This window comes from Mesorhizobium sp. M6A.T.Cr.TU.017.01.1.1 (genome assembly GCF_004023115.1).
Classification (GTDB): domain Bacteria; phylum Pseudomonadota; class Alphaproteobacteria; order Rhizobiales; family Rhizobiaceae; genus Mesorhizobium; species Mesorhizobium mediterraneum.
Genome location: NZ_RZTA01000098.1, coordinates 1 through 25,507, shown reverse-complemented (window position 1 = coordinate 25,507; position 25,507 = coordinate 1). Strand labels below are relative to the sequence as shown.

The window sequence follows — 25,507 nt, the reverse complement described above, 5'->3', positions numbered from 1 at the left end:
GGCGCGCGCGGCACGGATCGCTGCCGAATCGGGCGAGCCGCCGCCCGCCGTTTCCGGCATGACCGGCTTCAGCACGCGCTCGCGCACCAGATGCCGCGTCACCTCGCTATCGGCCTTGTTGAGATACCAGTCGGTCAGCCGGCGGATTTCCGCGCGCCCCCTCGGATCCTCGGCGAACAGCCGCTTGTCGCGCTTGAGCACGCCGCGCGTCTCGTCGAGATATTCGCCGATGACCATGGCGCCGACGATCGGCACGTCGCCTTCGGCGAGCAGGATCGGCAGCGTGCCGGCCGGGTTCAGCGCCAGGAACTCCTTGCGCCGCGTCCACGGCTTTTCCTCGATCAGCGCCAGCTCCTCGCCATATTCGCCGAAAGCGAGGCGCACGAACCGGCAGGAGGCGAACATCGGGTGGTGGAAAAGCGTCAGCATGGTCCCGCGATAATAGAGCGCACTGGCAAATCGCCGGCTGCGCCGGTAAGTCTTAGCCGCCCCGATTCAAAGGGCTGTCAGGGTGCTGCGACCTATAGGAGGAGTTCCGCGCCATGACAAGCAAGCCCTTTCGCAAGCCGTTCTTCAAGCTCTCACTCGAACGCCGAGGTTGCCATGGAAAGCCAGACCATCGTCGAAGCGCTGCTGCTCGGCATGATCGAGGGCATGACCGAGTTCATTCCGGTCTCGTCGACCGGCCATATCCTGCTTGCCGGCCATTTTCTCGGCTTCCACTCGACCGGCAAGGCCTTCGAGATCCTGATCCAGCTCGGCGCAATACTGGCGATCCTCAGCGTCTATTTCCATCGTCTGTGGCAGATGCTGGTCGATCTGCCGCGTGATCGGGTGACGCGGCATTTCGTCCTCGGCATCCTCGTCGCCTTCCTGCCGGCGGCCGTCATCGGTGCGCTGGCGCACGACTTCATCAAGACGGTGCTGTTTGAATCGCCGAGGCTGATCTGCATCATGCTGATCATCGGCGGCGTGGTCCTGCTGTGGGTGGATCGTCTCAAGCTGAAGCCGTTCTACCACGACGTCGAGCGGTTTCCGCTCAGGCTCTATCTGCAGATCGGACTGTTCCAATGCCTTTCGCTGATCCCCGGCACGTCGCGCTCCGGCTCGACGATCGTCGGCGCGCTGCTTCTGGGCGTCGACAAGCGGCCGGCTGCGGAATTCTCCTTCTTCCTCGCCATGCCGACGATGGTCGGCGCCTTCGCCTTCGACCTCTTCAAGAACCGCAATGTGCTGACCAGCGCCGATCTGCCCGTCATCGCCGCCGGTTTCATCGCGGCCTTCGTCGCGGCGCTCATCGTCGTGCGCTTCCTGCTCAACTACGTCTCGCGCCACGGCTATTCGCTGTTCGGCTGGTGGCGGGTGGTCATCGGCACCGTCGGGCTGGTTGCGCTGTTCGTATGGGGGTGAGGCGGCACAGTTAATTTATCGCCCAAGGCTCTATTTGCTCGTTGGCGTAGCAATGCCGTTGATGGTGGGGACGACCAACGTAGACCTGCCCCCGACCCATGCCGACCTCGCAGGATCGTTCTTGCCGCTTGCGTGCATTCCGTAGCCAAAATCGACTGCGTTCACCACTCTTCAGAACTTTTTCACGTCGATTTCATGACTTCGAACGACCCCTCGCGTTCTCTCTCACAAGCCGTCCCCACCAAGCCGTCCCCACACGGTTCGGGCGTCGAACTGAGGAGATAAAAGATGATCAACCGCATCTTGGGAATTCTCGTGATCGGCGCGGCGACCACCGCGTCCGCTGGTGATGGTCTGAGCCGTCACATTCTCGAACGGGCAGCAAGCTGCTGGCCTACGCAGACGGCGATGCGCGGAATCAGCTTCAGCGCCGATGTCCACGTCAGCTTCACGCGCGAGGGTCAAGTCAGTGCCATCGAAATCGTCGACGTTGCGCCACAGACCGAGACGTTCAAGGCCTTAGCCAAGGATTTCGCTGACGCATTGAAGCAGTGTGGCCCCTACGGTACCGAAGGCATGAGCGAAATGGACCTCAATCTCTCATGGCCGCCGTAGGCGCGGCGAAGTTGCTGCTACTTCGTCACCGAGAATTCGTAACGCTTGAAGCGAGACAGAAGTATGTATTCCTTCGTGGCTCCAGATATGCCGCTCAGGTTGCGGAACACAGCGCCACAGCCTGTCAGTTTACGCGGATATGCGCTGCACAAGCTGTCGCCCTGCACCCACATCTGACCGGTCACGACCTCCTCACCAACTGTTCTGGTCACGCTGCCGTCTGCCGCAACCACAGCATGGTAGGCTGAGACATTGGGCAGAATCTGGCGTCCCGTCAGCTCGTGTCCGATTATGAGATTCCCGATGTCGACGCCGTTCATCCGTTTCGCGGATTCCGGCTCCATTCCGGCGGGAAGCTCGGAAACCCCCGCCTTCCTCAAGCCATCGAGCAGGCGAGCGATGTCCTGCGGCCGCTTGTAGACGAAGAACTGCTGCGCGATCAGCAGGTTGGGCTGCCCCTCTTGCATGTCCGACAGCACGCGTCGGAGCTGCCCTAGGGCCGAGGCCGCTTCCGGCAGGCGATCGAGATGCGCAAGCGCCGCGACAAGAACATGCAGGCCGTAGAACTTCGTCCACGGATTGGGGGAGCGGACATCGACCTGCTTAAGCTGCGCGACCGCCTCCTCGTAGCGGCCTTGGCCGAACGCCGCCAAGCCAGCCTGGTAGTGTCGCCACTCCGTCCATCCGGGATCGACGCGTAAGGCCGCCTCGAGAAAGGCTCGCCCCTCGGCCGGCCTGCCGTTGAAGTTGAGGGCCTGGCTCAGCCCTTCGTAGGTCCAGGAATCGCTCGGGTCGAGCGCTATCGCCTTTTGCAGGGCAGCCACCGCCTCGTCGGACCTATGCTCTCGGACCAGAAGTTCGGAAATCAGCTGATAGTAACCGGGAGACGGATTTCCGGCAGCGATGGCCAGACTGCCATAGAGCTCGTCGTCGATTTCGGTCCAACTGATCCCGAGAGCTTGCCTCCTTACCTCGTCGGCGTCCCAGTGGAGCCACGCCAATTCCGCGGCCGCCGCGCCGAAATCGGCGTCCAGCGCCAAGGCTTGGCGAAGGTAGCCCGATGCTTCCACCGTGCCCGATGGTGTATCCTTTCGTCGCGCCTCGATGGCGCGTCGAAACGCCTGGTAAGCTTCCGGGTCGTCAGTATCACCGGACACGGCGAGGTTTGCTTTTCCCGGGATGAGCTTCAGCTGCAGCGCGGCGATAATTTGACCGATCACCTGATCCTGGAGCTTGAACACGTCGGTGAATGGACCTTCGAACCGCTCGGCCCAGATCTGCCCAACCGTCGAGGCATCGACCAAATGCGCATTGATGCGCACCTCATCGCCGAGACGTCGAACGGAGCCCTCCAGCAGATAGCGGACGCCGAGCTCTTTTGCGATCTTCGCCGGCGGCAGACCGCTGTTGCGATATGCACGCGCGGCATTGCGCGAGACCACGAACAGGCCGGGAACGCGCGCCAGCTCTGTCGTCAGATCGTCCGCGAAACCGTTGGCAAGATAAGCCTGTGCCTCGGCTTCGCTGAGATTTGCGAACGGCAGAACCGCGATCGACAGGGAGGTCGGCACTTCCGTTTCAAATGTGGGCCTCCAGATGAACACCGCGACTGCGGCAGCGATCGCCAGTACAGCGACTACAAACATCAGGCCGCGCCGGGCTTTAATTTCGCGCGGATCAGAAGAGGCAGTGCCGTAAATCTGCGGGTAGGAATCGTGCGGTATGCCGGGCGCTTCGGTTTCGGGGACAAAGCGATATCCCCGTCGCGCAACTGTCTTTAGCAGGCTCTGCTTCTCGTCGCCGATGGCTTTCCTGATTTCGCTGATGCACTGGGAAAGGCTGTTTTCCGTCACCGCGATGCCGGGCCAGACGGTGTCCAGGAGCTCCTCCTTGGTCACAACACGGTTGGCGTTGGCGACCAGATGCTTCAGCACCGCGAGCGATTGAGGCCTCAGCGGGACATCTTCACCATGCTCGCCGTGCAGGAGACCGGCGTCGAAATCGAACTCGACACCGTTTAGAACAAGGCTCGGCGGATTGACCAGGGTCAAAGCTGCTCTCGATCATCGTTCTGATCGTTCGGGCGGCATGTTGCTCGGCAGGCCGCCTTGACCTTGAGAATCGGCGCCTGTCGCCGAAAGTCAACTGGCGTTTGAAAGTCGGCATTATCTCCCCGGGAAGAAACCTTCGCGCTGCGATCGCAAAAGTCCGGAAATGGCGGAGTCTTCTCAGCTGCCGTAAAGATAATTCGGAAGCCAGAGCGCCATGCCGGGCCAGATATACATGAGGACCATGCAGAGGATGACGATCAGCATGTAGGGCATCATCCCGGCGAATATCTGGTTGAGCGTGACATGCGGGGGCGAAACGCCCTTGAGATAGTAGGCCGACATCGCGACCGGAGGTGACAGGAACGCCGCCTGCAGATTGACGAAAACGAGAACGCCCCAGAGAACCGGATCGATGTCGAAGTGCGTCAGCATCGGTAGGAAGATCGGCACGAAGATGATGATGATCTCGGTCCATTCGAGCGGCCAGCCGAGAATGAAGATGATCGCCTGCGACAGGATCATGAATTGCACGGGCGTCAGGTCGAGCGCGAGCACCCATTGCTCGAGAAGTGCCTGGCCGCCGAGGATCGCAAAAACGGCGGAGAACAGCGCCGAGCCGACAAAGAGCCAGCAAACCATGGCTGTGGTCTTGGCCGTCAGGAACACTGCTTCCTTGATGCGCTTCCAGTCGAGCGTTCGCGCCTGTAACGCCAGCAGAAAGGCACCAGCGGCGCCGACTGCCGCGGACTCGGTCGCCGTCGTGATTCCGAACAGGATGACGCCGAGCACGACGACAGTAAGTATGGCCAGCGGCATGACCGACGAGACCAGGAGCTTTACGACCTCGAGCCGTTCGGCAGTCATGTTCCGGTAGTAACGGACGAGCACCACTGCGGCGAGTGCCGCGATGATGCCGAAGGTGGCGTAGAAGCTGGTTGCCGGCCCTGCGTCCACTGCGGGTGCGCCGAGTTCCTCCACCGCCGGAGCGCCGAGCTGCTCCAATCCCTCTGGAGCTTCGACGTCGGCCGATGCCTGCGGATGGATGACGACATACCACCACACCAGCAGGAGGGTGAGTGCTGTCAAGGCGAGGGGCACCAGCGCAGCGCAGAAATTCTTGAACAGCTCCCAATATGTGAGGCGTCCGTTCTCCGTCTCGAGCGCCATCGCCCTGGACGGCGAGAACAAGGCGGAAAGAAGTCCAACAAGCATGTTGCGCGAGTAAACTGTCTGAAGGCTCCCCATCCACGCAGGCACCGGAACCTTTGTTTGATTCTCCGGCAAAGGCGGGGCGATCTTCGGACTGATTGTCGCCCAGCCAAGAATGTAGACGAGATAGAGGAAGGCGAGGAAAAAACCGGGGAACATCGCCGCAGCGTAGAGCTTCACGACGGACTGGCCTGCAACTGCCGCATAGACGATGATCATGACTGACGGCGGGATCAGGATGCCCAGCGTGCCGCCCGCGGTGATCACGCCGGAAGCGAGCTTCACATCGTATCCGGCACGCAGCATCGGATTGAAGGCAATCACCCCCATCAAAACCACAACAGCGCCGACAAGGCCACTGGCGATGCCCCAGAAGGTGCAGACAATGAGCGTAGCGATGGCCAGCGACGCTGGTACTCGTCGGAACGAAAGCTGGATGCTGTAGAACATCTTGTCGACCAGCGCCCCGCGTTCCATCACGTATCCCATGAGCACGAAAAGCGGGATGGAGATCAGGACGTCGTTGGTCATTGCCCCATAGGTGCGCTGGACCATCAGATCGAAGACGCGGTTGTCGATCCAGTGCTCCGCAGGGTTGTAGAACGCGTAGAACCCGAAGAACATGCCAAGGCCCATCAGCGTGAAGGCTGTCGGGAAACCCATGACTATGACGACCACGATGAGCATGAGCATCGTGAGTCCGAGGGCTGGATCGCTCAACTCTGCAGGTCTCCACCCATTCCGCGCTGTCGCGCTTGCTCGTCTATCTTTTGCGCGCGCTCGATCGCGGTCTTACGCGTCTCTTCATCCACATATTCGCTGAGCGCGAGCTGTTCCTCCACGACGTCGATCTCCGCAACGTCCTTGCGCCGGCTGGGCCATTGCCCGGCCCTGAGACAGACGATGCAGCGCACTATCTCGGCCACACCCTGGAGCATCACCAAGGCGCCGGCCAGCGGAATGACCGACTTGAAGTGGTAGATCGGCGGACCCTCCGCTGTCACGGTCGAATGCTCCCCGATCCGCCATGAAATCGCGGCATAGTCGTAGCCTGCATAGACGAGGGCCGCGATCCCCGGCAGAAAGAAAACCACATACAACAACAGATCGAGCGCGGCTTGGGTGCGGGGCCGCATCGAGCTGTATAGAAAGTCGCCGCGCACATGTGCATTCTGCGCCAGCGCATAGGCTCCGGCGAGCATGAACAGCGAGCCGTAGAACATGTTGCTGGCGTCGAATATCCACGCCGTGGGTATGTTCAGGATGTAGCGCTTGAAGACCTCGACGCAGACCAGCGTCATCAGCCCGATGATAAGCCACGCCGCGGCCTTGCCGACCCACGTGCTGATTGCATCGACTGTATTCAGGAAATGCTGGACGTTCATGCGCGCCCCCGGATGACGGGTACCTTGGTCAGAAGCATCACCGGGCCGCTGCCCGGTGATGCCCGAACTTTCGGGTCAGAACTCCTTCGCCACACCGCCCTGTCCGAAGTAGTGATCGAACGCCAGCCGCCGGCCGACGACGGTGTCCTGCTCCCACCGCGTTGCCCGCTCGGCAAAGGCGATCTGGGAGAGGATGATTTCCTTGAAAGCCGGGTTTTCCGCCGCCTTCTTCTTCACGACCTCGTCGTAGACCTCCAATTGTTTCTTGAGGATCGCCTCCGGCGTCTTGTAGAATTTGACCTTATCGGTCGTCTGCATCTCCACATAGTCTTTCGAATAGCGGTCGATCGCCTTCCAGTGCATGTCCTGCGAGGCCGCCTCGACCGCATTGGTGATGATGGCCTTCATCTGGTCAGGCAAGGCGTCGTATTTCGCCCGGTTGAACAAGATCTCGAACTGCTCGGCATTCTGGTGATAGCTTTGCAGCATGCAGATCTTGGAGACGTCCGGGAAGCCGAGGACCCGATCGGACGAGGCGTTGTTGAACTCGGCCGCGTCGATCAGGCCGCGATCCAGAGCCGCGACGATCTCGCCGGCCGGCAGCGCGTTGACTGCGGCACCGAGCGCGGTGAAGACGTCGATCGAGATGCCGACGGTGCGGAATTTCAGGCCCTGGAGATCCTCGGCCTTCGCCACAGGCTTCTTGAACCAACCGAGCGGCTGCGTCGGCATCGGCCCGTAGAGGAACGAAACGACATTGGCGCCGATGGATTCGTAGAGCTTTGCGAGCAGCTCCTTGCCGCCGCCGTATTTGTGCCAGGCGAGCAGCATATTGGCATCCATGGCGAAGCCCGGACCGGAACCCCACAGCGCCAGCGCCGACTGTTTGCCATAGTGATAGACGACCACGCCGTGGCCGCCGTCGAGCGTTCCTTGCGACACCGCGTCAAGCAGACCGAAGGCCGGCACCACGGCGCCCGCCGGCAGCACCTCGATCTTCAGGTCGCCGCCGGTCATGTCGTTGACCTTCTTGGCGAAATCGAGCGCGAATTCGTGAAAGATATCCTTGGAAGGCCATGTGCTCTGCCAGCGCATGCTGACCGGCCCCTGTGCCTTGACGACGCTCGGCGCGGCAACGATCGCCGCAGCTGCCACGGCCGCCTCGCCAAGGAACTTGCGGCGCGACCTCAAATTCTGGATACTTGCTTTGGTCATCGGTTCCTCCCGAAGGTGTCGGCTTTTCAAGCCCACGTCCGACAATACTACTCAAAGACGGCCCAGCAAAAATTGCAGCGCACGTCCCATTCGCCTAAACTAGTGCGGTTCTCTCTTAAGGACAGGGGCCGGTACTTTCCCAAGCAATGGGCGAATAGCAGTTACGCGCGCGACGGTAGCGCCCACACGTTCTTCCCGGCGATAAGTGTTGCGGCTACTGTTACATTCTGGCGCTGATCAATGAATCCTGAGCTAGTTTCGTCCGTAGAAAACATTCTCGACATGCACCGGCCAGCGCCAGGGCAGCACCGCCACCATGTCGAAGCGCGCCGACAATCTCCCATAGTCGGATTGGCGCGACAGCCAGAGGTCGGCTGCGCTTTCGATGCGGCGCTCCGATTCGTAGCGAACAGCCTCCATCGCTTCCATCAGCGTGCGGCGCGCCTTCACTTCGACAAACAGCACCAGGTCGCCGCGGCGCGCGATCAGGTCGATCTCGCCGAACCGCGTGCGGTGGCGGCGCGCCAGGATCCGGTAGCCTTTCACCATCAATGCTGCCGCCGCCAGCCACTCGCTGCGATGGCCGCGCCGATAGGCCTGCCGGCGGCTGGCGACTGGGCGTTCAGCCATCGCCGTCTTTCCCGATCTCCCCGTTCTGCCCGGCATCCTTGAGCTCGAGCAGTCGCCGGTAAAGCGCCTGCTTCTGGCCGCCGGTCATCTTGGCGGCTTCCGCCGCCGCCTTGGAGGCCGGCATCTCGGCGGCAAGCGAAAGCAAAAGCCGGTCGATGTCTTCAGGCTCGTCGGCGGTCGCTTCCGACGGGCCGACGCAGATGACGATCTCGCCCTTCGGGGTGTCGGCCGCCTCATAGTGTTCGGCGAGCGACTGCAAGGTGCCGGTCCGCATTTCCTCGAAAGTCTTGGTCAATTCGCGGCCGATCGCAGCTTTGCGGGCGCCACCCAGCGCCTCGACCATGGCGCCAAGCGTCTCGGCCAGCCGGCGCGGCGATTCGAAGAAGATCAGCGTCGCCGGCACGGTTTTGAGCGCTTCCAACCGCGTCAGCCGCTGTCCGGTCTTTACCGGCAGGAAGCCGGCAAACAGAAACGCGTCGGAGGGCAGGCCGGACGCCGTCAGCGCCGCCAGCGGCGCCGACGGGCCGGGGATCGGCACGACGCGAATGCCTTGGTCGAGGGCTTCGCCGACCAGCCGGTAGCCGGGATCGGAGATGAGCGGCGTGCCGGCGTCCGAGATCAGCGCCACGCTCTGCCCGGCCAGCAAGGCCGCAATCAGTTTCGGCCCGGCCTCCCCGGCATTGTGCTCGTGATAGGCAGTGGTGCGACGGCGGATGCCGTAGCGGTCGAGCAGCACACGGCTGACCCGCGTATCCTCGCAGGCGACGATATCGGCGGCGGCCAGCGTTTCAAGCGCGCGTAATGTGATGTCGGCGAGATTGCCGATCGGCGTCGCCACCAAATAGAGCGCCGGCGCGAGCGGGCGGGCTGATATCTCGGTCTGGCCGATTACATAGCTGCGTTTTGCCAACTCGCCGGCCACCGGTGTCCCCTGTCAAGCTCTGACACTTGAATGCATCCGGCCCTGTTTGGCACGGCTCACGCCTGGTTGCAAAACCTGCGCCGAAGTGAAGCGGCCGCCATGCCTTCGCCACAGTACGGAACGAAACCATGCCCGGCGGATTTACCCCTGATCTCGGGAGGAGCAGGATGGACAGCCTCAAGATACAGGACGCTTTCGAACCCTACTATGCAGGGCGCAAGCGCTTTGCCGCGCGAAAGGACAAGCGCCAGCCTGCCAAAGCCGGCGCGGGCCTGGCCAAAAAGCCGCGAAAGCGTCGTCCTTCAAAGGCAACCAACCTGGAAATCGAGCCTTCGACCGGTAGCACGATGGAGCACTGACCAGACGATGCCCAATCGCTTCGACATTTTCATCACCCGCCTTGAAACGAAAAGCTCCCGCAATGGAGCGCCCTCACACCCCATAAGCGATCAAAACCGTGCCCGCCGCGACAAGGGCGACGCCGCGCCGGCTCGCTCCGGTGAGGCGGACGCCGAGAAAGACCACGCCAAGCGCCGCCACAAGCACGACGCTTGACTACCGCAACCTCGCGATTGGCCGAGACACTTCTCTCTTCGTCATCCCCGGGGCAGAGCAAGGAGCGAAACGACGCGGCGCAGACCCCAAAGATGACGAAAGCGCCGGTGAAAACGCTCAGCCACATCATCAACCCAGATATTTCGAGACGCGCGCTTCCAGAAGGCGAACTAAGACCGGGTCCATAAATTCATAATCGTCCGGAATATCGAGGCAGATCACACGAGCCTTCTTCAGGCTGGCCTTGAATTTCTTCTGCAGTTTGGCGCGGTGCGCCTTTTCCATCACGAAGATGATGTCGGCCCAGGAGACGAGGTCGTGCGTCAGCGGGTTGTCGGCATCATGGTTGGTACCGGCCGATGCGACCTCGATATCCCTGCGGCCGCAAAACACCTGTTCCGCGGTCGGGCTGCGCAAGCGGTTATGGCTGCAGACGAAGAGGACGTTCTTCAACGGGTCCCATCTTCCAGTTTGAACATGATCTGGTCCGAAACCGGATCCCACTTTTCGGGATCATGCTCTACCGCGCCAGATCCGCCACCACGGCGTCGAGCACGATCATGCCAGCCGGCGTGGCGCGCAGGCGGGCATTGCCGATCGGCGCCACCAGCCCCTCGCCCTGCAGCACCGACAGCCGCGCCGTCGACAGGCCGCGGCCGGAAAACGCTTCGTAGCGCGAGAGGTCGATACCCTCGGCCAGCCTCAGCCCCATCAGCAGGAATTCGTCGGCCTCTTCCGAGCGCGTCAGGGTCTCGCCGCCGGTGATGCCATGGCCCTTGGCCTCGACCAGATTGGCCCAGGTTTCCGGCATTTTCTCCGCGATCGTCACCCCGCGGCGGCCGTTCTCGACGAAGCGGCCATGCGCTCCGGGACCGACGCCGACATATTCGCCATAGCGCCAATAGGTGAGATTGTGCCGGCTCTCGGCACCTGATCTGGCGTGGTTGGAAATCTCGTAGGCCGGCAGTCCATGCGCGGCGGTGATCTCTTGCGTCAGCGCATAGAGATCGGCGGCGTGGTCGTTGTCGGGAATGGCGAATTTCCTGGCCGCATGGAGCGCGTGGAATGGCGTGCCTTCCTCGATGGTCAGCTGGTAGAGCGATAGGTGGTCGGCGGCGTGGCCGATCGCCTGCTCGAGCTCCATCTGCCACGCTTCCGGTGTCTGGCCGGGCCGTGCGTAGATCAGGTCGAAGGACAGCCGCGGAAAGATTTCACGCGCCAGGCCGATCGCATGCAGTGCTTCATCGACATTGTGCAGCCGGCCGAGGAACCGCAGATCCTTGTCGTTCAGCGCCTGCACGCCGAGCGACACCCGGTTGACGCCTGCCGCCCGGTAGCCGCGAAAGCGCTCGGCCTCGACCGAAGAGGGGTTGGCTTCCAGCGTCACCTCGATGCCATCGGGCACCGTCCAGTTCCTCGCCACCGCGTCCAGCACCGTCGCCACGGTTTGCGGCTTCATCAGCGACGGTGTGCCGCCGCCGAGAAAAATGCTGGTCACCTCGCGCGGTCCGGTCCGGTCGCGCATCGTCGCAAGCTCGGTCTCGAAGGCGCGCGCAAAACGCTCCTGGTCGACCGGCTGGTGGCGGACATGGCTGTTGAAGTCGCAATAGGGGCACTTGGCCGCGCAAAACGGCCAGTGGATGTAGACGCCGAAGCCGGGGCTACGGTCGAGCAGCATGGTCATTTCACGCCCGATCGTGCCAAATCCAGTCTGGCTTGCGCGAATTTCTGGAAGGCGCGGGCGCGGTGCGACAATGCCGTCGGCTGGCCGGGCTTCCAGCCATGTTTTTCCTCAGCGGTCATCTCGCCGAAGGTCTTTTCGAAACCGTCCGGCACGAACACCGGGTCGTAGCCAAAACCGAGTTCACCGCGCGGCGGCCATACCAGCGTGCCCTCGACCTCGCCGCGGAAATATTCAGCCGCGCCGTCTGGAAAGGCGAGGCAGATGACGGCGACGAAGCGGCCCTTGCGCTGAGCCGGCGCGACCGCGCCGATTTCCTGCAACGCCACTTCCGCTCGCTGCATCGCCATGCCGAAGTCGCGAGACCCGTCCGGCGCCTCGGCCCAGTTGGCGGTGTAGACGCCGGGCGCTCCGCCCAGCGCATCGACACATAGGCCGGAATCGTCCGACAATGCCGGCAGGCCTGTCGCCTTGGCTGCGGCTAAAGCCTTGATTAAGGCGTTCTCCTCGAAGGTGGTGCCGGTCTCGTCCGGCTCCGGCAGGCCGTATTCCTTGGCCGACTTCGCTTCTATGCCGAATGGCGCCATCAGATCGGCGAATTCCCGCAGCTTGCCGGCATTGTGGCTGGCGACGACGATCTTATGTCCATCAAGCGAATGCATCAGATGCCCCAGATTCTTGGCTCGGCGAATTCGATCGAATTGCCGGAGGGGTCGCGAATATAGATCGACCGGCCGCCCTGCGGCCATTCGAACTCGCTTTCGATGGCGATTTTCTTCTGCTCGAGATGCGCTTTCCAGCGCACGATCTCGTCCGCGCTTGCTGCAAAGCAGAGATGGCCGTCGCCGACCGTGCCGTGCGGCGGCACTTTCAGCCTGGCGTCGGGCGCCGGCGGCACCTTGGTCGCCTCCGCGTTGAAGATGAGCAGCACGCCGTCCCCGCAACGGAAGAAAAGATGCCTGCCGTCGACCTTGCCCAGCAGATCGAGCCCAAGCACGCCGGAATAGAAGTCTTCCGCGGCATCGAGGTCGGTCACATAGAGGGCTGATTCGAGGATGGCGGAAGGAATCATGACAGAACCGAAAATTAACCTACAGCCATCTGCTGTAGGCTGACCAGTCGCGCAATGCCCTTCTTGGCCAGTTCCATCAGCGCCGTGAACTGCTCTTCAGAGAAAGGCTCACCCTCGGCCGTGCCCTGGATCTCGACGATGCCGCCCTTGCCGGTCATGACGAAGTTGGCGTCGGTGCCGGCCGAGGAATCCTCGAGATAGTCGAGGTCGATGACCGGCTGGCCGTCATGGATGCCGCAGGAGATCGCCGCGACATGGTCCTTCAGCACCTTGGCGACGCTGGTCATCTGCCGGGCTTCCATCCAGCGCAGGCAGTCGTAAAGCGCCACCCAGCCGCCGGTGATCGAAGCGGTGCGCGTGCCGCCATCGGCCTGGATCACGTCGCAATCGACGGTGATCTGCTGCTCGCCGAGCGCCTGCAGGTCAACCACGGCGCGTAGCGAACGGCCGATCAGCCGCTGGATTTCCAGCGTGCGGCCGCCTTGCTTGCCGGACGAAGCTTCGCGGCGCATGCGTTCGCCGGTCGAGCGCGGCAGCATGCCATATTCCGCCGTCACCCAGCCTTTGCCGGAATTGCGCATCCAGCCCGGCACCTTTTCCTCGAGGCTGGCCGTGCACAGCACATGTGTGTCGCCGAATTTCACCAGGCACGAACCTTCCGCGTGCTTGGAGACGCCACGTTCGAAGGAGATGGCGCGCATTTCGTCGAATTGGCGTTTGGAAGGGCGCATTCAGGCTTTTTTCCTATCTTTTTCGGAATCGTGGCCGGCTTGTAGCCGCATGGGGCGCAGGGCGCAAAGGAAAATGGCCGGTTGCGCGGGCGCGGCCGAAGTCTATATCTTTGGGCCGGAGGTTTTTGGCCCGAATGACCAAGGCAGTCGATCCCAATTCGCAGTCGCCCGTGCTTCAGTCACCCGGGTTTCAATCGCCCGCGTTTCAATCGCTCGACATGCGCTCGCGCGACATCTTTCGGCGCATCGTCGATTCCTACCTGAAGGACGGCGAGCCGGTCGGCTCACGCAGCCTGTCGCGGATCCTGCCGTCTTCGCTGTCGCCCGCAACCATCCGCAACGTGATGAGCGATCTCGAGCATCTCGGACTGATCTACGCGCCGCATATCTCGGCCGGCCGGCTGCCGACCCAGGCCGGCCTGCGCTTCTTCGTCGATGCGTTCATGGAGCTTGGCGACCTCTCCGATGAGGAGCGCCGCATCATCGAGGCACAGGTGCGCGCCTCCGGCTCGGGCGCGACGCTGGAGCACATGCTCACCGAAGCCAGCCAGATGCTGTCAGGCATGTCGCGCGGCGCCGGCCTCGTGCTTGCCGCCAAGAACGAGGTGGCGCTGAAGCACATCGAGTTCATCCAGCTCGAGCCGACCAAGGCGCTGGCCGTGCTGGTATCGCAGAACGGCGACGTCGAAAACCGCGTCGTCGATCTGCCCGCCGGCATCACCGTTTCGCAATTGCATGAAGCCTCGAACTTCCTCAACGCCCACATCCGCGGCCGCACGCTGGCCGAGGCGCGGATCGAGATCGCCCGCATCAAGGAAGAAACCAGGGCCGCCCTCGACACGCTGTCGCAGGACTTGGTCGAAAAGGGCCTGGCGGTCTGGGCAGGCGCCGACAGCGGCCTGCCGGCGCGTCTCATCGTGCGCGGCCGCGCCAATCTGCTGGAAAACGTCACGGCCCAGGCCGACATTGAGTTGTTGCGGCACTTGTTCGAGGATCTGGAGACGCAGGACGGGCTGATCCAGCTTCTCGATCTTGCCGAGGAAGGGTCCGGCGTGCGCATCTTCATCGGCTCGGAAAACAAGCTGTTTTCGCTGTCGGGCTCGTCGCTGGTCGTGGCGCCCTATCGCGACAAGGATGCCCGCGTCATCGGCGCGCTCGGCGTCATCGGCCCGACCCGGCTGAACTACGCACGCATCGTGCCGATGGTCGACTATACCGCGCAGCTTATTTCCCGCATGCTGCGATAATGCATGTCGCCCAAAAGCCTGCCCTCGGGCTTGACCTGCGATGCGCAAGCGGTTTTGGGATAACGACATGCATAAAAACAAGAAAGCAAAGCGCGTCGCAGGAACCCTTCAAACGCGACGCGCTTAGGCCGGACCTCAAGGAGAAAAAAATGGCGCTGGAATCGTTCAAGGCCCAGATCAGCCTGTTGCTCGAGCAGATGATCAACCAGCCCGAGGATCAGCATGAAGTGCAGGAGCAGCTACGCGAAAAGCTGAGGGAAATGCGCGCCATGGGCCTGCCGCTGCCGGCCGATCTCGTCGCGCTGGAAAAGCGCCTCGACGACGATTTTTACGCAGCCGGAAACTGAGTTCCGAAAACCGATCGATTCCGCTTCAACTCTCCGTGTGCGCGTCATGCGCGTCACCTACGGCAAAAGTCCGTCCTGATCGGCGAGTTCGCCCGGCCGGTAGTTCTGGTGCAATCGAATCCGGGCCTCAGGGAGTACACGCCTGCCAGCCTTTGTGCGACAAGGCGCAGTCTTAAAAGTCGATTCCGTTTTGGGGTCATGCGCTAAGGCCGAAATCATGACCCTCACCGGATTCCTCGCCTACAGCGCGGCCCTCGGCATCGCCGCCGCCATTCCTGGCCCAGGTCTCACCGCGCTTATTGCGCGTGCGCTTGGTTCCGGCTTTCGCTCGGCGCTCGCCATGTCTTTCGGGCTGATGCTCGGCGATCTCACCTATCTCACCGCCGTGGTGCTCGGCCTGGCCCTCGTCGCTCAGACCTTCGGCATGACCTTCCTGGTAATCAAATGGCTGGGCGTCGCCTATCTCGCTTTCCTTGGCTGGCGCTTCTGGACGAGCGGCATCACGCCCGAAACGGTGGAGGCGAAGAAAGGCAGGGGCGGGCTGGTGTCGAGCTTTATTGCCGGCCTCGCCGTCACGCTCGGCAATCCGAAGACGATGATCTTCTATCTCGCCATCACGCCGACCATCGTCGATCTGAAGACCATCACGCTCGCCGATTACGGCATCCTCGTCGCGCTGACGCTCTTCGTGCTGCTGGTGGTGCTGGTGCCCTATCTGGCGCTGGCGGCCAAGGCGCGCGGGCTCCTGAAGTCGCCGCGTGCGCTGCGGGTGCTGAACCGCACCGCCGCCGGTTTCATGGTCGGAGCAGCGGCTGCGATCGCCGCCCGGCAATAGGCATCTCGCGGTCGAGCCATTCCTAAACAGGACACCGCCTGAAATGCTTTTCCAGGCCGAAGCTGTTTTCAGCATGCGTCCCACTCGGATATTTTCAACCGACAGACTATCTTGCGCGGCGGATGGCCCTATCTTATGCCCGCCTGACACTTGCCTGACTGACTCTGGCCAACCTGACGCTGGCCGATCTGACCTCTGGCCCATCTGAACTCGGGGAGCGAAACCAATGAACAAGCCCGCCACCACCGCGCATGTGCCCGGCCGCGGCCGCATCTACAATTCGATCACCGAAACGATCGGCGACACCCCGCTGGTGCGGCTCGACAAGTTCGCCAATGAAAAGGGCGTCGTCGCCAATCTGCTGGCCAAGCTCGAATTCTTCAACCCGATCGGCTCGGTCAAGGACCGCATCGGCGTCTCGATGATCGAGGCGCTGGAGGCATCGGGCAGGATTGCGCCCGGCAGGACCACGCTGATTGAGCCGACCTCGGGCAACACCGGCATCGCGCTCGCCTTCGCCGCCGCCGCCAAGGGCTACAAGCTGATCCTGACCATGCCGGAGACCATGTCGGTCGAACGCAGGAAAATGCTGGCGCTGCTCGGCGCCGAACTGGTGCTGACCGAAGGGCCGAAAGGTATGAAGGGCGCCATCGCCAAGGCCGACGAGCTGGCCGCGACGCTGCCGGACGCCATCATTCCGCAGCAGTTCGAAAATCCGGCCAATCCGGAAATCCACCGCCGCACCACGGCCGAGGAAATCTGGAATGACACCCAAGGCGAGGTCGACATCTTCGTCGCCGGCATCGGCACCGGCGGCACCATCACCGGCGTCGGTCAGGTGCTAAAGCAGCGCAAGCCCTCCGTGTATGTCGTCGCCGTCGAGCCGGAAGCCTCGCCGGTGCTGTCGGGCGGCCAGCCCGGCCCGCACAAGATCCAGGGCATCGGCGCCGGCTTCGCGCCGAAGATCCTCGACACGACGATCTATGACGAGATCGTCAAGGTCTCCAACGAGGATTCGGTCGCCAATGCCCGGCTCGTCGCCCGCCTCGAAGGCGTGCCGGTCGGCATCTCCTCGGGCGCCGCCCTCCAGGCGGCGATCGTCGTTGGCTCTCGGCCGGAGAACAAGGGCAAGAACCTGGTGGTCGTTATTCCATCCTTCGCCGAACGCTATCTGTCGACGATCCTGTTCGAAGGGCTGGGTGCTTAGGTCCTCGACACGGGAATTCCGATAGATTCGTAGCATTCTTTCGCGCCCCCCTCTGCCCTGCCGGGCATCTCCCCCACTTGGGGGGAGATTGGCAGCTTCAGCGCGCAGCTCACTCCTGCAACGTTGGCGGTTGGCGAAAGTCGGAATGATGGCCGATCTCCTCCCGTGTGGGGGAGATGTCCGGCAGGACAGAGGGGGCGCTGTCCCGCCGGCATCAAAAGTTCCGCGGCGACACTTCGGTCTGGACCGCTGAAAAAACACCTGTGGCGGCCGCCGCTCGCTTGAGTAAAGTGGCGCTTCCGGTCAGATCGTCGCCGGCCTTGCATCGGCTGGCGGAGGATTTCATGTACAAGCTCTATACCCGTGCCAACACTGGCGGCTTTGTCGTCGAGGCGGCGCTCGCTTTGGCGGGTGTGCCTTTCGACCAGGTCGACGTTCCGAAATCGACCTCGCCCGATCAGGCCTTTCTCGACATCAGCCCCTTGAACCAGGTGCCGGTCCTGGTCTTGCCGGACGGAAGCTCGATGACCGAGTCGGCGGCGATCTGCATCCTGCTTGCCGAACGCCACCCGGAAGCAGCTCTGGCGCCGGCAGCGAACTCGCCCGCCCGCGCCGATTTCCTGCGCTGGATGACCTTCATGTCGTCGGTCATCTATCAGGCTGACCTGCGGTTCTTCTACGCTCATCGCTACACCGCCGATCCCGGCGGCGTGGACGCCGTCAAGCAGGCGGCGATCTCGGAAATGGATCGCGGCTTGGCCATTCTCGATGCTGCCCTCGAAGGCCGTGACTGGCTGGTCGGCAACCGGCTCTCGCTGGCCGACATCTATCTTATCATGCTGGTGGCCTGGCATCCCGAGATTGAAAAGGTCCCCAGCGCCTGGCCGAACATCGAACGCCTGTGGGCCAAGTTGCGGGAGCATCAGGTGATGAGGACGCTGAACGCCTCCCACGCCATGTGGCCGGCCTGAACGGATCGTGTTGCGTCAGTCTTTTTCCGCGCGGCTGAGCCCTGCCCGTCGTTCCTGCAGGAACCGGCGCACGGCCGGATCACGTTCGAGGCCGATCGCCCGGTCATAGGCCTCAGTCGCTTCCCGAGTTTTGCCGAGCCTGGCCAGGAGGCCCGCGCGGGCGGCCCAATAAGGCTGATAATCATGCAGCCGCTTGTCATCGCCAAGCTCATCAAGTGCGCTCAATCCCGCCGCGGCGCCGTCGGCCTCGGCAATGGCCACCGCGCGGTTGATCGATACCACCGGCGAGGCGGCAATCACCGACAGCGCGTCGTAGAGATGTCTGATCGCGACCCAGTCGGTCCGGCCGGTCAGCCGTCTTGTCGTATGGGCGGATTGCACGGCCGCCTCAAGTTGGTAGCGACCGACAACGCCCTTGGTCGCGGCGCGCCGGAGCAGTGTCTCAGCTTCGTCGATCAAGGCGCCGTCCCACAGCGCAAGCTCCTGCTCGGCCAATGGCACATAGTCTCCGGAGGCACTGCGCCGCGCCGCACGCCGCGCCTCGGCAAACAGCATCAGCGCCAGCAGGCCAAGCGCTTCCGGCTCGTCCGGCATCAGCGACGCCACCAGACGGCCGAGCCAGATGCCTTCGGTCGCGAGATTGCGGCGCTGGGTTTCGGTGCCGGCCGGGTCGGACCAGCCCTCGGCGAACGCGGCATAGATCGCTTCCAGCACCGCATCCAGCCGCTCGCCGAGCTCGGTTCTTTCAGGCACCCGGAACGGAATGCCGGTCTCGCGGATGCGGTTTTTGGCGCGCACCAGGCGCTGGCCCATCGTTGCCGGCGACACCAGGAAGGCCGAGGCGATCGTCGCCGCGTCGAAGCCCAGAATGGCCTGCAGGATCAGCGGCGCTCGCACGCCCGCCTCGATCGCCGGATGGGCGCAGGCAAACATCAGCCGCAGCCGCTCGTCGGGCAGGTCTTCATCGATGATGCGAGCCTCCATCTCCTCGGCGATCAGCCTGAGATGGTCGCGGCCCGCCTCGCTGGTCAGCCGCCGCCGGATGGCGTCGACGCGGCGCCGGCGCGCCACCGCCAGCAGCCAGGCTTCGGGCTTCTGCGGCACGCCGGTTTGCGGCCAGCGCTCCAGCGCCGCCGCAAAGGCGTCGGCCAGGGCGTCCTCGGCGCTGACTACATCACGCATGCGCGCGGCGAGATAGGCGATCAGCTTGCCGTAGCTTTGCCGGGCGGCCGCTTCCGCCGCCGCCCGCGCGATGTCAGGCCGTTCCGATATCACATTGTCTGTTCCCAGATCGGCCGCACCTCCACCGTGCCGGTGCTGGCACCCGGGCAGCGCGCCGCCCAGGCAATCGCGGCATCGGCATCCTCGGCCTCGATCATGTAGAAGCCTGCGAGCTGTTCCTTGGTGTCGGCATACGGGCCGTCGAGCACGTTGGTCTTGCCATTGGCCATCCGCACCGAGGTCGCGGCCTGGGTCGGTTTCAGCCGGTCGCCGGCCAACCAGGCGCCGGACTTCTTCAACGCCTCGGTATAGGCGCCATAGGCTGCGCTGATCTCGTAGGTCTTGTCCGTCGGCGCGGCCGCCATCGCAGCTTCGTTCACGTAGATCAAAAGCATGTATCGCATGGTCTTCTCTCCCATGTTCACAGGGCCGCATCATTGCGAGCCGGACGTATGTCGCGCGGCCCGGCCCGATTTCGACAGGCGTCGGAAAATCTTTCGGCTCCGATGGCGTTTTACGCAAGCGGCCATGCGTTGCGGCATCACTCAGCCGTTCGTCTAATGGATACTATTGCGGGTTGGCATTTCCCGCCCGCTGTCTAAACTCGCCTCGGCTCGTGCTGGGAGGGTGGTACGGCCGCTGATATTTCAGGGAGGAAATCGCATGCTCAATTTCAGGACGAAGTTTGTTGCCGCCGGCGCGCTGGCGCTGTCGCTGGGCCTTGGCGCGGTGTCGGCCAAGGCGCAGGAATTCATCAACGTGCTGACCGGCGGCACCTCGGGCGTCTACTATCCGCTCGGCGTCGCGCTGTCGGAAATCTACGGCAAGGGCATCGAAGGTGCCCGCACCCAGGTCCAGGCGACGAAAGCTTCGGTCGAGAACCTCAATTTGTTGCAGCAGGGCAAGGGCGAGATCGCCTTCGCGCTCGGCGATTCCGTCAAGCTGGCCGCCGAGGGCAATACCGAAGCCGGCTATCCGGGCAAGCTCGACAAGCTGCGCGGCATCGCCGCCATCTATCCCAACTACATCCAGATCGTTGCCAGTAAGGAGTCCGGCATCAAGACGCTCGCCGACCTCAAGGGCAAGAGCCTGTCGGTCGGCGCGCCGGCCTCCGGCACTGAGCTCAACGCCCGCGCCATCTTCGCCGCCGCCGGGCTGAAATACGAGGATCTCGGACGGGTTGAGTATCTGCCCTTCGCCGAATCGGTCGAGCTGATCAAGAACCGCCAGCTCGACGCCACGCTGCAATCGGCCGGCCTCGGCGTCGCCTCGATCCGCGACCTCGCCACCTCGGTGCCGATCAACGTCGTTGCCGTGCCGGCGGAGGATGTCGCCAAGATCGGCTCGCCCTATCTTTCGGTGACCATTCCTAAGGGCACCTATGAGGGCCAGACCGAGGATGTTGCGACCGCCGCCGTCGGCAACTTCCTCATCACAAGCGCCGACGTCTCCGACGAGACCGCCTATCAGATGACCAAGCTGCTGTTTGAAAATCTCGACCAGCTCACTGCTGCCCATGCCGCCGCCAAGGCGATCGACCCGGCCAAGGCGCTCGACGGCATGCCGGTGCCGCTGCATCCAGGCGCCGAGAGGTATTACAAGGAGAAGGGGCTCATCAAGTAAGCCGTCCCCTCCCCCTTGAGGGGAGGGTGGCCATCCGCCGAAGGCGGATGGACGGGTGGGGTCCTCGGCGACGCGCTCCAACTTTCTCAGTTAAAGGTCGAGGCAGTTGAGGCGACCCCACCCGCCTCGCTTCGCTCGGCACCCTCCCCTCGAGCGGGAGGGGAGCGTCCCGCCAGGAGCCCGCCAATGACCCGTTCTGAAACTCCGACCGAAGAACAGCCAATTGAAGGGCTGCCGCCGGGTTTTGGCGAAGGCATCGCCGGCAAGGCCGCCTTTCTCATCGCTGTCGCCTTCTCCGTCTTCCAGATCTACATCGCCGCCTATGGCAGCCTGCCGAGCCAGGTGGTGCGCGCCATGCATGTCGGCTTCTTGCTGCTGCTCGGCTTTGCCCTGATCGCCAATCTGCGCGCCACAAGCATCCCGGCGAAAGCAGCGTTCTGGGCACTCGGCGTGCTCGGCTTCGCCACCGGCCTGTATAATTGGGTGTTCTATGCCGACCTCATCCGGCGCTCCGGCTTCCTCACCACGCCGGACCTGATCGTCGGCACGGTGCTGGTCGTGCTGGTCTTCGAGGCCGCGCGGCGGTTGATGGGACTGCCGCTTGCCCTGATCGCCTTGATCTTCCTCGCTTACGCATTTGCCGGCAATCACCTACCGTCGCCCTTCATCCATCGCGGCTATGATTTCGCCCAGCTCGTCGACACCTTCGCCTTTGGCACGGAAGGCATATACGGCACGCCGGTCTACGTCTCGGCCGCCTACATCTTCATCTTCGTCGTCTTCGCCGCCTTTCTCGAACGCGCCGGCATGATCGCGCTGTTCAACGATTTCGCCCTTGGCCTGGTCGGCTCGTGGCGCGGCGGCCCGGCCCAGGTCTGCGTCCTGTCATCGGCGCTGATGGGCACCATTTCCGGCTCCGGCGTCGCCAACGTGGTGGCCAGCGGCCAGTTCACCATCCCGCTTATGAAGCGCTTCGGCTTCCGCCCGGCTTTCGCCGGCGCCGTCGAGGCGACCTCCTCGATGGGCGGCCAGATCATGCCGCCGGTGATGGGCGCGGTCGCCTTCATCATGGCCGAGACGCTGAACATCCCCTATGCCGAAGTGGTCAAGGCGGCGATCATCCCGGCACTGCTCTATTTCGGCGCCTGTTTCTGGCAGGTGCATCTGGAAGCCGGCAAGGCTGACCTGCACGGCATGGCCAAAGCGGATCTGCCCAATCCGTGGGACGCGGTGAGAAGACACTGGCCGCTGGTTCTGCCGCTTGCCGCGCTCATCTATCTGCTGTTTGCCGGCTATACGCCGATCTTCGCCGGCACCATGGGGCTGGCGCTGACCATCGTGCTCATCCTCGGCACCCCGCTGGCGGCGTTGATCGGGCCGCTTGCCTTCCGCATTGTCTTCTGGCTGGCGCTGGGGCTTGCCGCCGCCTCTTTCATGAAGTTCGGCGTCAACCTCCTCAGCCTTGTGATCGCGGCGCTCGTCATCGCTTGCTTCACCTTCAGGGGCGGACGCGAGACGTTGCAGATATGCATAGACTCGCTTGCCGAGGGAGCAAAGAACGCGCTGCCGGTCGGCATCGCCTGCGCCATTGTCGGCATCGTCATTGGCACGCTGACGCTCACCGGCATCGCCTCGACCTTCATCGGCTGGATCATCTCCATCGGCGAGAACAACCTGTTCCTGTCGCTGCTGCTGACCATGCTGACCTGCCTGGTGCTCGGCATGGGCATCCCGACCATCCCCAATTACATCATCACCTCGTCGCTGGCCGGGCCGGCCCTGTTGGCGCTCGACGTGCCGCTGCTGGTCAGCCATATGTTCGTCTTCTATTTCGGCATCATGGCCGACCTCACCCCGCCGGTGGCGCTGGCCGCTTTCGCCGCCGCGCCAATGGCCAAGGAGAGCGGCCTCAAGATCGGCATCCAAGCCACCAAGCTTGCCGTCGCCGGCTTCGTCGTGCCGTTCATGGCGGTCTACACCCCGGCGCTGATGTTGCAGGACGCCGGTCCGATCGCCGCCCAGTTCGGCTATCCCGTCGAGGTCGCCTATATCGTCGCCAAGGCCTGCATGGGCATCGTCCTGTGGGGCGCGGCCGCTGTCGGGTTCCTCATCAGGCGCATGGCTTGGTGGGAACGTCTCGTCGCCTTCTGCGCAGGCGCGCTGCTGGTTGCCGCGCTGCCGCTCACCGACGAGGCCGGCTGGGCGTTCTCTCTTATCTGGATCGGCTGGCACTGCTGGCGTGCACGGCAGGCGTCCGGGACCGCATGAGCCTCTGTATCCTGGCCGCCGGTAAGACGATGACGCTCACTGTGGCCGCTTTCACGCTTTCCTGGACGCATTCGGTGGAAAAGACGCATTGGCAGGAGGACTGGAAGGTGCTGCCTTCCGGCCTGCAAATCGTCGAGGCACGGATCAAGGGCTCGGGCGCCGGCATGGAGCCGCCCGAGGGCGCGGTGCTGCGGGACGGCTGGTGGGCCTACACGCCCCCGATCAAGCCACAGCCGCGCCTCGTGCTCGCCGCATCCGGCGCCACCGGCGAAGGCTGGACACTGTGCACGGTTGAAGACTGCCGCGAACTGGGCAAGGCGGCAGGCGGCACGATCGTGCTGGAACCGTGCGAGGGTTCGAGCCAGCCGCGATAGCGCACGATTAATCCAGTGAGCGGATGCGAGATCTCGACATGGAAGCGGAAGCGGCCGTTCTCCACGCTCTCAAAAGATGTCGAGCGCGGGCAAAGCCACATCGGCAGCTTCAGGCCAAAAATGCTCCAGCGGCGCAGCACGAGCGACAGCCGGTTCTCCTCGGCGACCAGCGCCATGGCGAAGGTCAGCGGGCCGAAGCGTTCGCACAGCAACCGCTCGGATCGGCCGCATCCGGCGAACTGGCGGCTGGAGAAACCCTGCCCGCCGAATGTCCGCGTCCAGGTTTCTTCGTTTTCGTTGGCGTGGAAGCGGACATCGACCGGGATGTCGTCACGGGCCTTCGGAAACCCGACCAACCAGGCTGCAAGCCGGCCAAACATATTGCCTCCGCGCTCGACGCTGGCGCGTCCCTGCGCCTTGGTCGTGCCATCGTGCATGGCGCGGATCTCCTTGGGCAGGTTTTGCCAGGCGTCGCCGAGCAAGGCGGCGTAGAGCGGCTTGTCCGCATCGGCGGTATCGTCCCTGAAGCCGGTATGGATCGTCCGGTTGGCAAACAGCGCTTCATAGTCCTCGAGTTCCAGGTCGCGCACGGCCGCCCGCGCTCCTGGCGCAGGCATATGTCCGTCCAGCGCCTTGCGCACCAGCGCCTCGACCGCCATCGACGGGATCAGCGGCCCGTCATTGCCCTCCGCCAGCAGATGCCATGAGCGCCTGACCGGCGTACGCGACCGATCCGCGCCTTCCACCGCGACAAACATGCCGCCGCGATGCTCGCCCCAGCGCAGCCGGTTGCTCGCCCAGTGCATGAGCGAAGCCAAGGGCAAGAGCGAGCGGACCAAGCCGGCGCGCACGAGCCAGGCGAGACCGATCAGGGCGCGGTGCAGCACTTCCGGCACCGGCCCCGCGCCCATCCAGATCGTCTGTGCCTGCGGCCAGAGATCGGCGAGCGCCCGCAGGTCCGGTACGTCGACCAGCGAGAACAGCGTGCTCCTCAGCGGCAGGCGGCCGGGCGGCGCGATCGTGTAACGCATCTGTTCGGTGAACGGGTGGCCCTGCGACGGTTCGCCGTCGCGTGCGAGCTGCACTGGTTGTCCGGCATAGCCGGCAATGGCGCGGATGACGTTTTCGCCGACCCCGGCAAAGGGCGACGGCGCGATGCCGCCACGAATGGTCTCGACCCGCGCCATATCAAGAGATAGCCGGCGCACCGCCGCTGCCGTCAGCACCGGAAAGCTGGAAACTCCGGACAGCACGAAAAGACCGGTCTCGCGCGCCGCCGCGTCGAATGCAGAAACGCCGGCGACGAAATCCGACCCGTCGGCGAGATCGAGATAGTTGACACCCTGGGCGATACAGGCCTCGATAACGCGGTAGCGCCCCTCGCCATAGGCCTGGAACGGACCGCTGGCGTCGACCATCGTGTCGGGACGCAATGAGGCCAGTTGCGCCGCAAGATCGCCGTCGCGGTCGAACTGCGCCGGCACGAGCCGCGCCTCAGCGCCGTGACGGCTCCCGCAATAGGCATCGGCTTTGGCAAGCGAGCGGCCGGCGATGATCAGCGTCAGGCGCGGTTGGTTCTCCAGCAGTTCGACGATGCGGCCGCCAAATGTGCCGTAGCCGCCGACGATGAGAACCTTCATCGGCTGCTCTCCCAAGCGCTGCCGCCTCGGGTAGCGCAGAAGCTTCCCAGGAGCCTTCGCTTAGCCAATCAGCCGCCCTTTCAGTTCAGCGGAGGGGATCTCGCAACTCTCTTTCCTGCCGAACAGCGCGTACCGGTTCTTCGCAATGCGGTCATAGAGCCAGTCGCGAAGCGGGCGCGGCAGCAGGAGGAAAGACCTCGCCGCCCGCCACGGCCAGCCCAGTTCGGCCATGACGGCGACGAAACTGTCCAGGCGGGTGAAGGCGGCGCCGTCGATGAGGACCAGATTGGTCTCGTAG

At 63.5% G+C, this 25,507-nt stretch carries 27 protein-coding genes and 1 pseudogene; 12 read left to right on the top strand and 16 right to left on the bottom strand.

The features are described from left to right. A partial coding sequence (locus EOB36_RS25455; RefSeq protein ID WP_164897617.1) for a glutathione S-transferase family protein occupies positions 1-429 on the bottom strand: 429 nt, incomplete at its 3' end. A 174-nt stretch (positions 430-603) separates the two neighbouring features. Here EOB36_RS25455 and EOB36_RS25450 point away from each other — a divergent pair. Beyond that, complete coding sequence (locus EOB36_RS25450) at positions 604-1,410, top strand: undecaprenyl-diphosphate phosphatase (protein WP_095484739.1); 807 nt, start codon at positions 604-606, stop codon at positions 1,408-1,410. 288 nt (positions 1,411-1,698) lie between these two features. Continuing rightward, complete coding sequence (locus EOB36_RS25445; protein ID WP_095484738.1) at positions 1,699-2,025, top strand: hypothetical protein; 327 nt, start codon at positions 1,699-1,701, stop codon at positions 2,023-2,025. Between the two features lie 17 nt (positions 2,026-2,042). On the opposite strand, the gene EOB36_RS25440 is transcribed toward EOB36_RS25445, so the two are convergent. The 6 genes from EOB36_RS25440 to rsmI form a co-directional block, all read right to left on the bottom strand. After that, positions 2,043-4,076 carry a winged helix-turn-helix domain-containing protein gene (locus EOB36_RS25440; protein WP_127205588.1) on the bottom strand — a complete coding sequence of 678 codons (2,034 nt, stop codon included), beginning with the start codon at positions 4,074-4,076 and terminating at the stop codon, positions 2,043-2,045. 177 nt (positions 4,077-4,253) lie between these two features. Further along, the gene (locus tag EOB36_RS25435) at positions 4,254-6,005 is read right to left on the bottom strand and encodes a TRAP transporter large permease subunit (RefSeq protein ID WP_095484736.1); all 1,752 of its coding nucleotides are present in this window, start codon (positions 6,003-6,005) and stop codon (positions 4,254-4,256) included. Then, positions 6,002-6,670 carry a TRAP transporter small permease subunit gene (locus tag EOB36_RS25430; protein ID WP_127205587.1) on the bottom strand — a complete coding sequence of 223 codons (669 nt, stop codon included), beginning with the start codon at positions 6,668-6,670 and terminating at the stop codon, positions 6,002-6,004. Before EOB36_RS25430 ends, EOB36_RS25435 begins: the two co-directional genes overlap by 4 nt. A 75-nt stretch (positions 6,671-6,745) precedes the next feature. After that, positions 6,746-7,885 carry a TRAP transporter substrate-binding protein gene (locus EOB36_RS25425; protein WP_127205586.1) on the bottom strand — a complete coding sequence of 380 codons (1,140 nt, stop codon included), beginning with the start codon at positions 7,883-7,885 and terminating at the stop codon, positions 6,746-6,748. Positions 7,886-8,137: 252 nt separating this feature from the next. Further along, entirely contained in the window at positions 8,138-8,515 is a 378-nt protein-coding gene (locus tag EOB36_RS25420; RefSeq protein WP_095484733.1) for a YraN family protein, read from the bottom strand. Further along, on the bottom strand, positions 8,508-9,437 hold the full coding sequence (gene rsmI / locus EOB36_RS25415) for a 16S rRNA (cytidine(1402)-2'-O)-methyltransferase (protein ID WP_128285973.1): 930 nt from the start codon (positions 9,435-9,437) through the stop codon (positions 8,508-8,510). The genes EOB36_RS25420 and rsmI overlap by 8 nt, the downstream gene beginning before the upstream one ends. A 167-nt stretch (positions 9,438-9,604) precedes the next feature. Between rsmI and EOB36_RS25410 the strand changes: the two genes are divergently transcribed. Both EOB36_RS25410 and EOB36_RS36000 read left to right on the top strand, forming a co-directional pair. Then, positions 9,605-9,796, top strand: a complete 192-nt coding sequence (locus tag EOB36_RS25410) for a hypothetical protein (protein WP_101954466.1) — start codon at positions 9,605-9,607, stop codon at positions 9,794-9,796. A gap of 7 nt (positions 9,797-9,803) precedes the next feature. Next, the gene (locus EOB36_RS36000; protein WP_128285972.1) at positions 9,804-9,992 is read left to right on the top strand and encodes a hypothetical protein; all 189 of its coding nucleotides are present in this window, start codon (positions 9,804-9,806) and stop codon (positions 9,990-9,992) included. A 129-nt stretch (positions 9,993-10,121) separates the two neighbouring features. Here the strand turns inward: EOB36_RS36000 and EOB36_RS25400 are convergent, their stop codons facing one another. The 5 genes from EOB36_RS25400 to rph all read right to left on the bottom strand — a co-directional run bounded on the left by EOB36_RS25400 (position 10,122) and on the right by rph (position 13,476). After that, entirely contained in the window at positions 10,122-10,445 is a 324-nt protein-coding gene (locus EOB36_RS25400) for a low molecular weight protein tyrosine phosphatase family protein (RefSeq protein ID WP_128285971.1), read from the bottom strand. A gap of 67 nt (positions 10,446-10,512) precedes the next feature. Then, positions 10,513-11,676 (bottom strand): radical SAM family heme chaperone HemW, encoded by a 1,164-nt coding sequence (gene hemW / locus EOB36_RS25395; protein WP_128285970.1) that lies wholly within the window; start codon positions 11,674-11,676, stop codon positions 10,513-10,515. Beyond that, positions 11,673-12,335: an RdgB/HAM1 family non-canonical purine NTP pyrophosphatase gene (gene rdgB, locus EOB36_RS25390; RefSeq protein WP_126104214.1), complete on the bottom strand. Its 663-nt coding sequence runs from the start codon at positions 12,333-12,335 to the stop codon at positions 11,673-11,675. Before rdgB ends, hemW begins: the two co-directional genes overlap by 4 nt. After that, positions 12,335-12,745: a VOC family protein gene (locus tag EOB36_RS25385; protein WP_126104213.1), complete on the bottom strand. Its 411-nt coding sequence runs from the start codon at positions 12,743-12,745 to the stop codon at positions 12,335-12,337. Before EOB36_RS25385 ends, rdgB begins: the two co-directional genes overlap by 1 nt. Positions 12,746-12,759: 14 nt before the next feature. After that, positions 12,760-13,476, bottom strand: a complete 717-nt coding sequence (gene rph, locus EOB36_RS25380; protein WP_128285969.1) for a ribonuclease PH — start codon at positions 13,474-13,476, stop codon at positions 12,760-12,762. Positions 13,477-13,610: 134 nt separating this feature from the next. On the opposite strand from rph, the gene hrcA reads away from it, so the two are divergent. The 5 genes from hrcA (at position 13,611) to EOB36_RS25350 (ending at position 18,083) form a co-directional block, all read left to right on the top strand. Continuing rightward, the gene (hrcA, locus tag EOB36_RS25375) at positions 13,611-14,723 is read left to right on the top strand and encodes a heat-inducible transcriptional repressor HrcA (RefSeq protein WP_128285968.1); all 1,113 of its coding nucleotides are present in this window, start codon (positions 13,611-13,613) and stop codon (positions 14,721-14,723) included. A gap of 149 nt (positions 14,724-14,872) precedes the next feature. Next, positions 14,873-15,070 (top strand): hypothetical protein, encoded by a 198-nt coding sequence (locus EOB36_RS25370; RefSeq protein WP_029347942.1) that lies wholly within the window; start codon positions 14,873-14,875, stop codon positions 15,068-15,070. Positions 15,071-15,287: 217 nt separating this feature from the next. Next, complete coding sequence (locus tag EOB36_RS25365; protein ID WP_128285967.1) at positions 15,288-15,905, top strand: LysE family translocator; 618 nt, start codon at positions 15,288-15,290, stop codon at positions 15,903-15,905. Positions 15,906-16,131: 226 nt separating this feature from the next. Beyond that, positions 16,132-17,112 (top strand): cysteine synthase A, encoded by a 981-nt coding sequence (gene cysK / locus EOB36_RS25360; RefSeq protein WP_128285966.1) that lies wholly within the window; start codon positions 16,132-16,134, stop codon positions 17,110-17,112. Between the two features lie 344 nt (positions 17,113-17,456). Further along, a complete protein-coding gene (locus EOB36_RS25350; protein ID WP_128242789.1) occupies positions 17,457-18,083 on the top strand; it encodes a glutathione S-transferase family protein in 627 nt (208 codons plus the stop codon). 15 nt (positions 18,084-18,098) lie between these two features. Here EOB36_RS25350 and EOB36_RS25345 read toward each other — a convergent pair whose 3' ends face one another. Further along, positions 18,099-19,355: a DUF6596 domain-containing protein gene (locus tag EOB36_RS25345; RefSeq protein WP_128285974.1), complete on the bottom strand. Its 1,257-nt coding sequence runs from the start codon at positions 19,353-19,355 to the stop codon at positions 18,099-18,101. Beyond that, positions 19,355-19,708, bottom strand: coding sequence for a YciI family protein (locus tag EOB36_RS25340; protein WP_095485097.1), 354 nt, complete (start codon positions 19,706-19,708; stop codon positions 19,355-19,357). The genes EOB36_RS25345 and EOB36_RS25340 overlap by 1 nt, the downstream gene beginning before the upstream one ends. Before the next feature lie 259 nt (positions 19,709-19,967). Between EOB36_RS25340 and EOB36_RS25335 the strand changes: the two genes are divergently transcribed. From EOB36_RS25335 to EOB36_RS25325, 3 genes are all read left to right on the top strand, one after another. Next, complete coding sequence (locus EOB36_RS25335) at positions 19,968-20,927, top strand: TAXI family TRAP transporter solute-binding subunit (RefSeq protein ID WP_128285965.1); 960 nt, start codon at positions 19,968-19,970, stop codon at positions 20,925-20,927. A gap of 186 nt (positions 20,928-21,113) precedes the next feature. Next, entirely contained in the window at positions 21,114-23,195 is a 2,082-nt protein-coding gene (locus EOB36_RS25330) for a TRAP transporter permease (protein WP_128285964.1), read from the top strand. Next, the gene (locus EOB36_RS25325; protein WP_095484719.1) at positions 23,192-23,569 is read left to right on the top strand and encodes a DUF1850 domain-containing protein; all 378 of its coding nucleotides are present in this window, start codon (positions 23,192-23,194) and stop codon (positions 23,567-23,569) included. Before EOB36_RS25330 ends, EOB36_RS25325 begins: the two co-directional genes overlap by 4 nt. Positions 23,570-23,613: 44 nt before the next feature. Here EOB36_RS25325 and EOB36_RS25320 read toward each other — a convergent pair. Both EOB36_RS25320 and EOB36_RS25315 read right to left on the bottom strand, forming a co-directional pair. Further along, positions 23,614-25,209: pseudogene (locus EOB36_RS25320) on the bottom strand (DUF4166 domain-containing protein); the annotation flags it as partial. A gap of 60 nt (positions 25,210-25,269) precedes the next feature. Next, positions 25,270-25,507: DCC1-like thiol-disulfide oxidoreductase family protein (locus tag EOB36_RS25315; protein WP_128285963.1), on the bottom strand; the 238-nt coding region annotated here is incomplete at its 5' end.

Coding starts and splice junctions, on each gene's coding strand:
- EOB36_RS25410 (WP_101954466.1), top strand. CDS start 9,605: ATGGACAGCCTCAAGATACAGGACGCTTTCGAACCCTACTATGCAGGG.
- EOB36_RS25425 (WP_127205586.1), bottom strand. CDS start 7,885: ATGACCAAAGCAAGTATCCAGAATTTGAGGTCGCGCCGCAAGTTCCTT.
- EOB36_RS25430 (WP_127205587.1), bottom strand. CDS start 6,670: ATGAACGTCCAGCATTTCCTGAATACAGTCGATGCAATCAGCACGTGG.
- rph (WP_128285969.1), bottom strand. CDS start 13,476: ATGCGCCCTTCCAAACGCCAATTCGACGAAATGCGCGCCATCTCCTTC.
- rdgB (WP_126104214.1), bottom strand. CDS start 12,335: ATGCATTCGCTTGATGGACATAAGATCGTCGTCGCCAGCCACAATGCC.
- hrcA (WP_128285968.1), top strand. CDS start 13,611: ATGACCAAGGCAGTCGATCCCAATTCGCAGTCGCCCGTGCTTCAGTCA.
- EOB36_RS25350 (WP_128242789.1), top strand. CDS start 17,457: ATGTACAAGCTCTATACCCGTGCCAACACTGGCGGCTTTGTCGTCGAG.
- EOB36_RS25445 (WP_095484738.1), top strand. CDS start 1,699: ATGATCAACCGCATCTTGGGAATTCTCGTGATCGGCGCGGCGACCACC.
- EOB36_RS25325 (WP_095484719.1), top strand. CDS start 23,192: ATGAGCCTCTGTATCCTGGCCGCCGGTAAGACGATGACGCTCACTGTG.
- cysK (WP_128285966.1), top strand. CDS start 16,132: ATGAACAAGCCCGCCACCACCGCGCATGTGCCCGGCCGCGGCCGCATC.
- EOB36_RS36000 (WP_128285972.1), top strand. CDS start 9,804: ATGCCCAATCGCTTCGACATTTTCATCACCCGCCTTGAAACGAAAAGC.
- EOB36_RS25370 (WP_029347942.1), top strand. CDS start 14,873: ATGGCGCTGGAATCGTTCAAGGCCCAGATCAGCCTGTTGCTCGAGCAG.
- EOB36_RS25450 (WP_095484739.1), top strand. CDS start 604: ATGGAAAGCCAGACCATCGTCGAAGCGCTGCTGCTCGGCATGATCGAG.
- EOB36_RS25330 (WP_128285964.1), top strand. CDS start 21,114: ATGACCCGTTCTGAAACTCCGACCGAAGAACAGCCAATTGAAGGGCTG.
- EOB36_RS25420 (WP_095484733.1), bottom strand. CDS start 8,515: ATGGCTGAACGCCCAGTCGCCAGCCGCCGGCAGGCCTATCGGCGCGGC.
- EOB36_RS25340 (WP_095485097.1), bottom strand. CDS start 19,708: ATGCGATACATGCTTTTGATCTACGTGAACGAAGCTGCGATGGCGGCC.
- EOB36_RS25335 (WP_128285965.1), top strand. CDS start 19,968: ATGCTCAATTTCAGGACGAAGTTTGTTGCCGCCGGCGCGCTGGCGCTG.
- EOB36_RS25385 (WP_126104213.1), bottom strand. CDS start 12,745: ATGATTCCTTCCGCCATCCTCGAATCAGCCCTCTATGTGACCGACCTC.
- EOB36_RS25365 (WP_128285967.1), top strand. CDS start 15,288: ATGACCCTCACCGGATTCCTCGCCTACAGCGCGGCCCTCGGCATCGCC.
- hemW (WP_128285970.1), bottom strand. CDS start 11,676: ATGACCATGCTGCTCGACCGTAGCCCCGGCTTCGGCGTCTACATCCAC.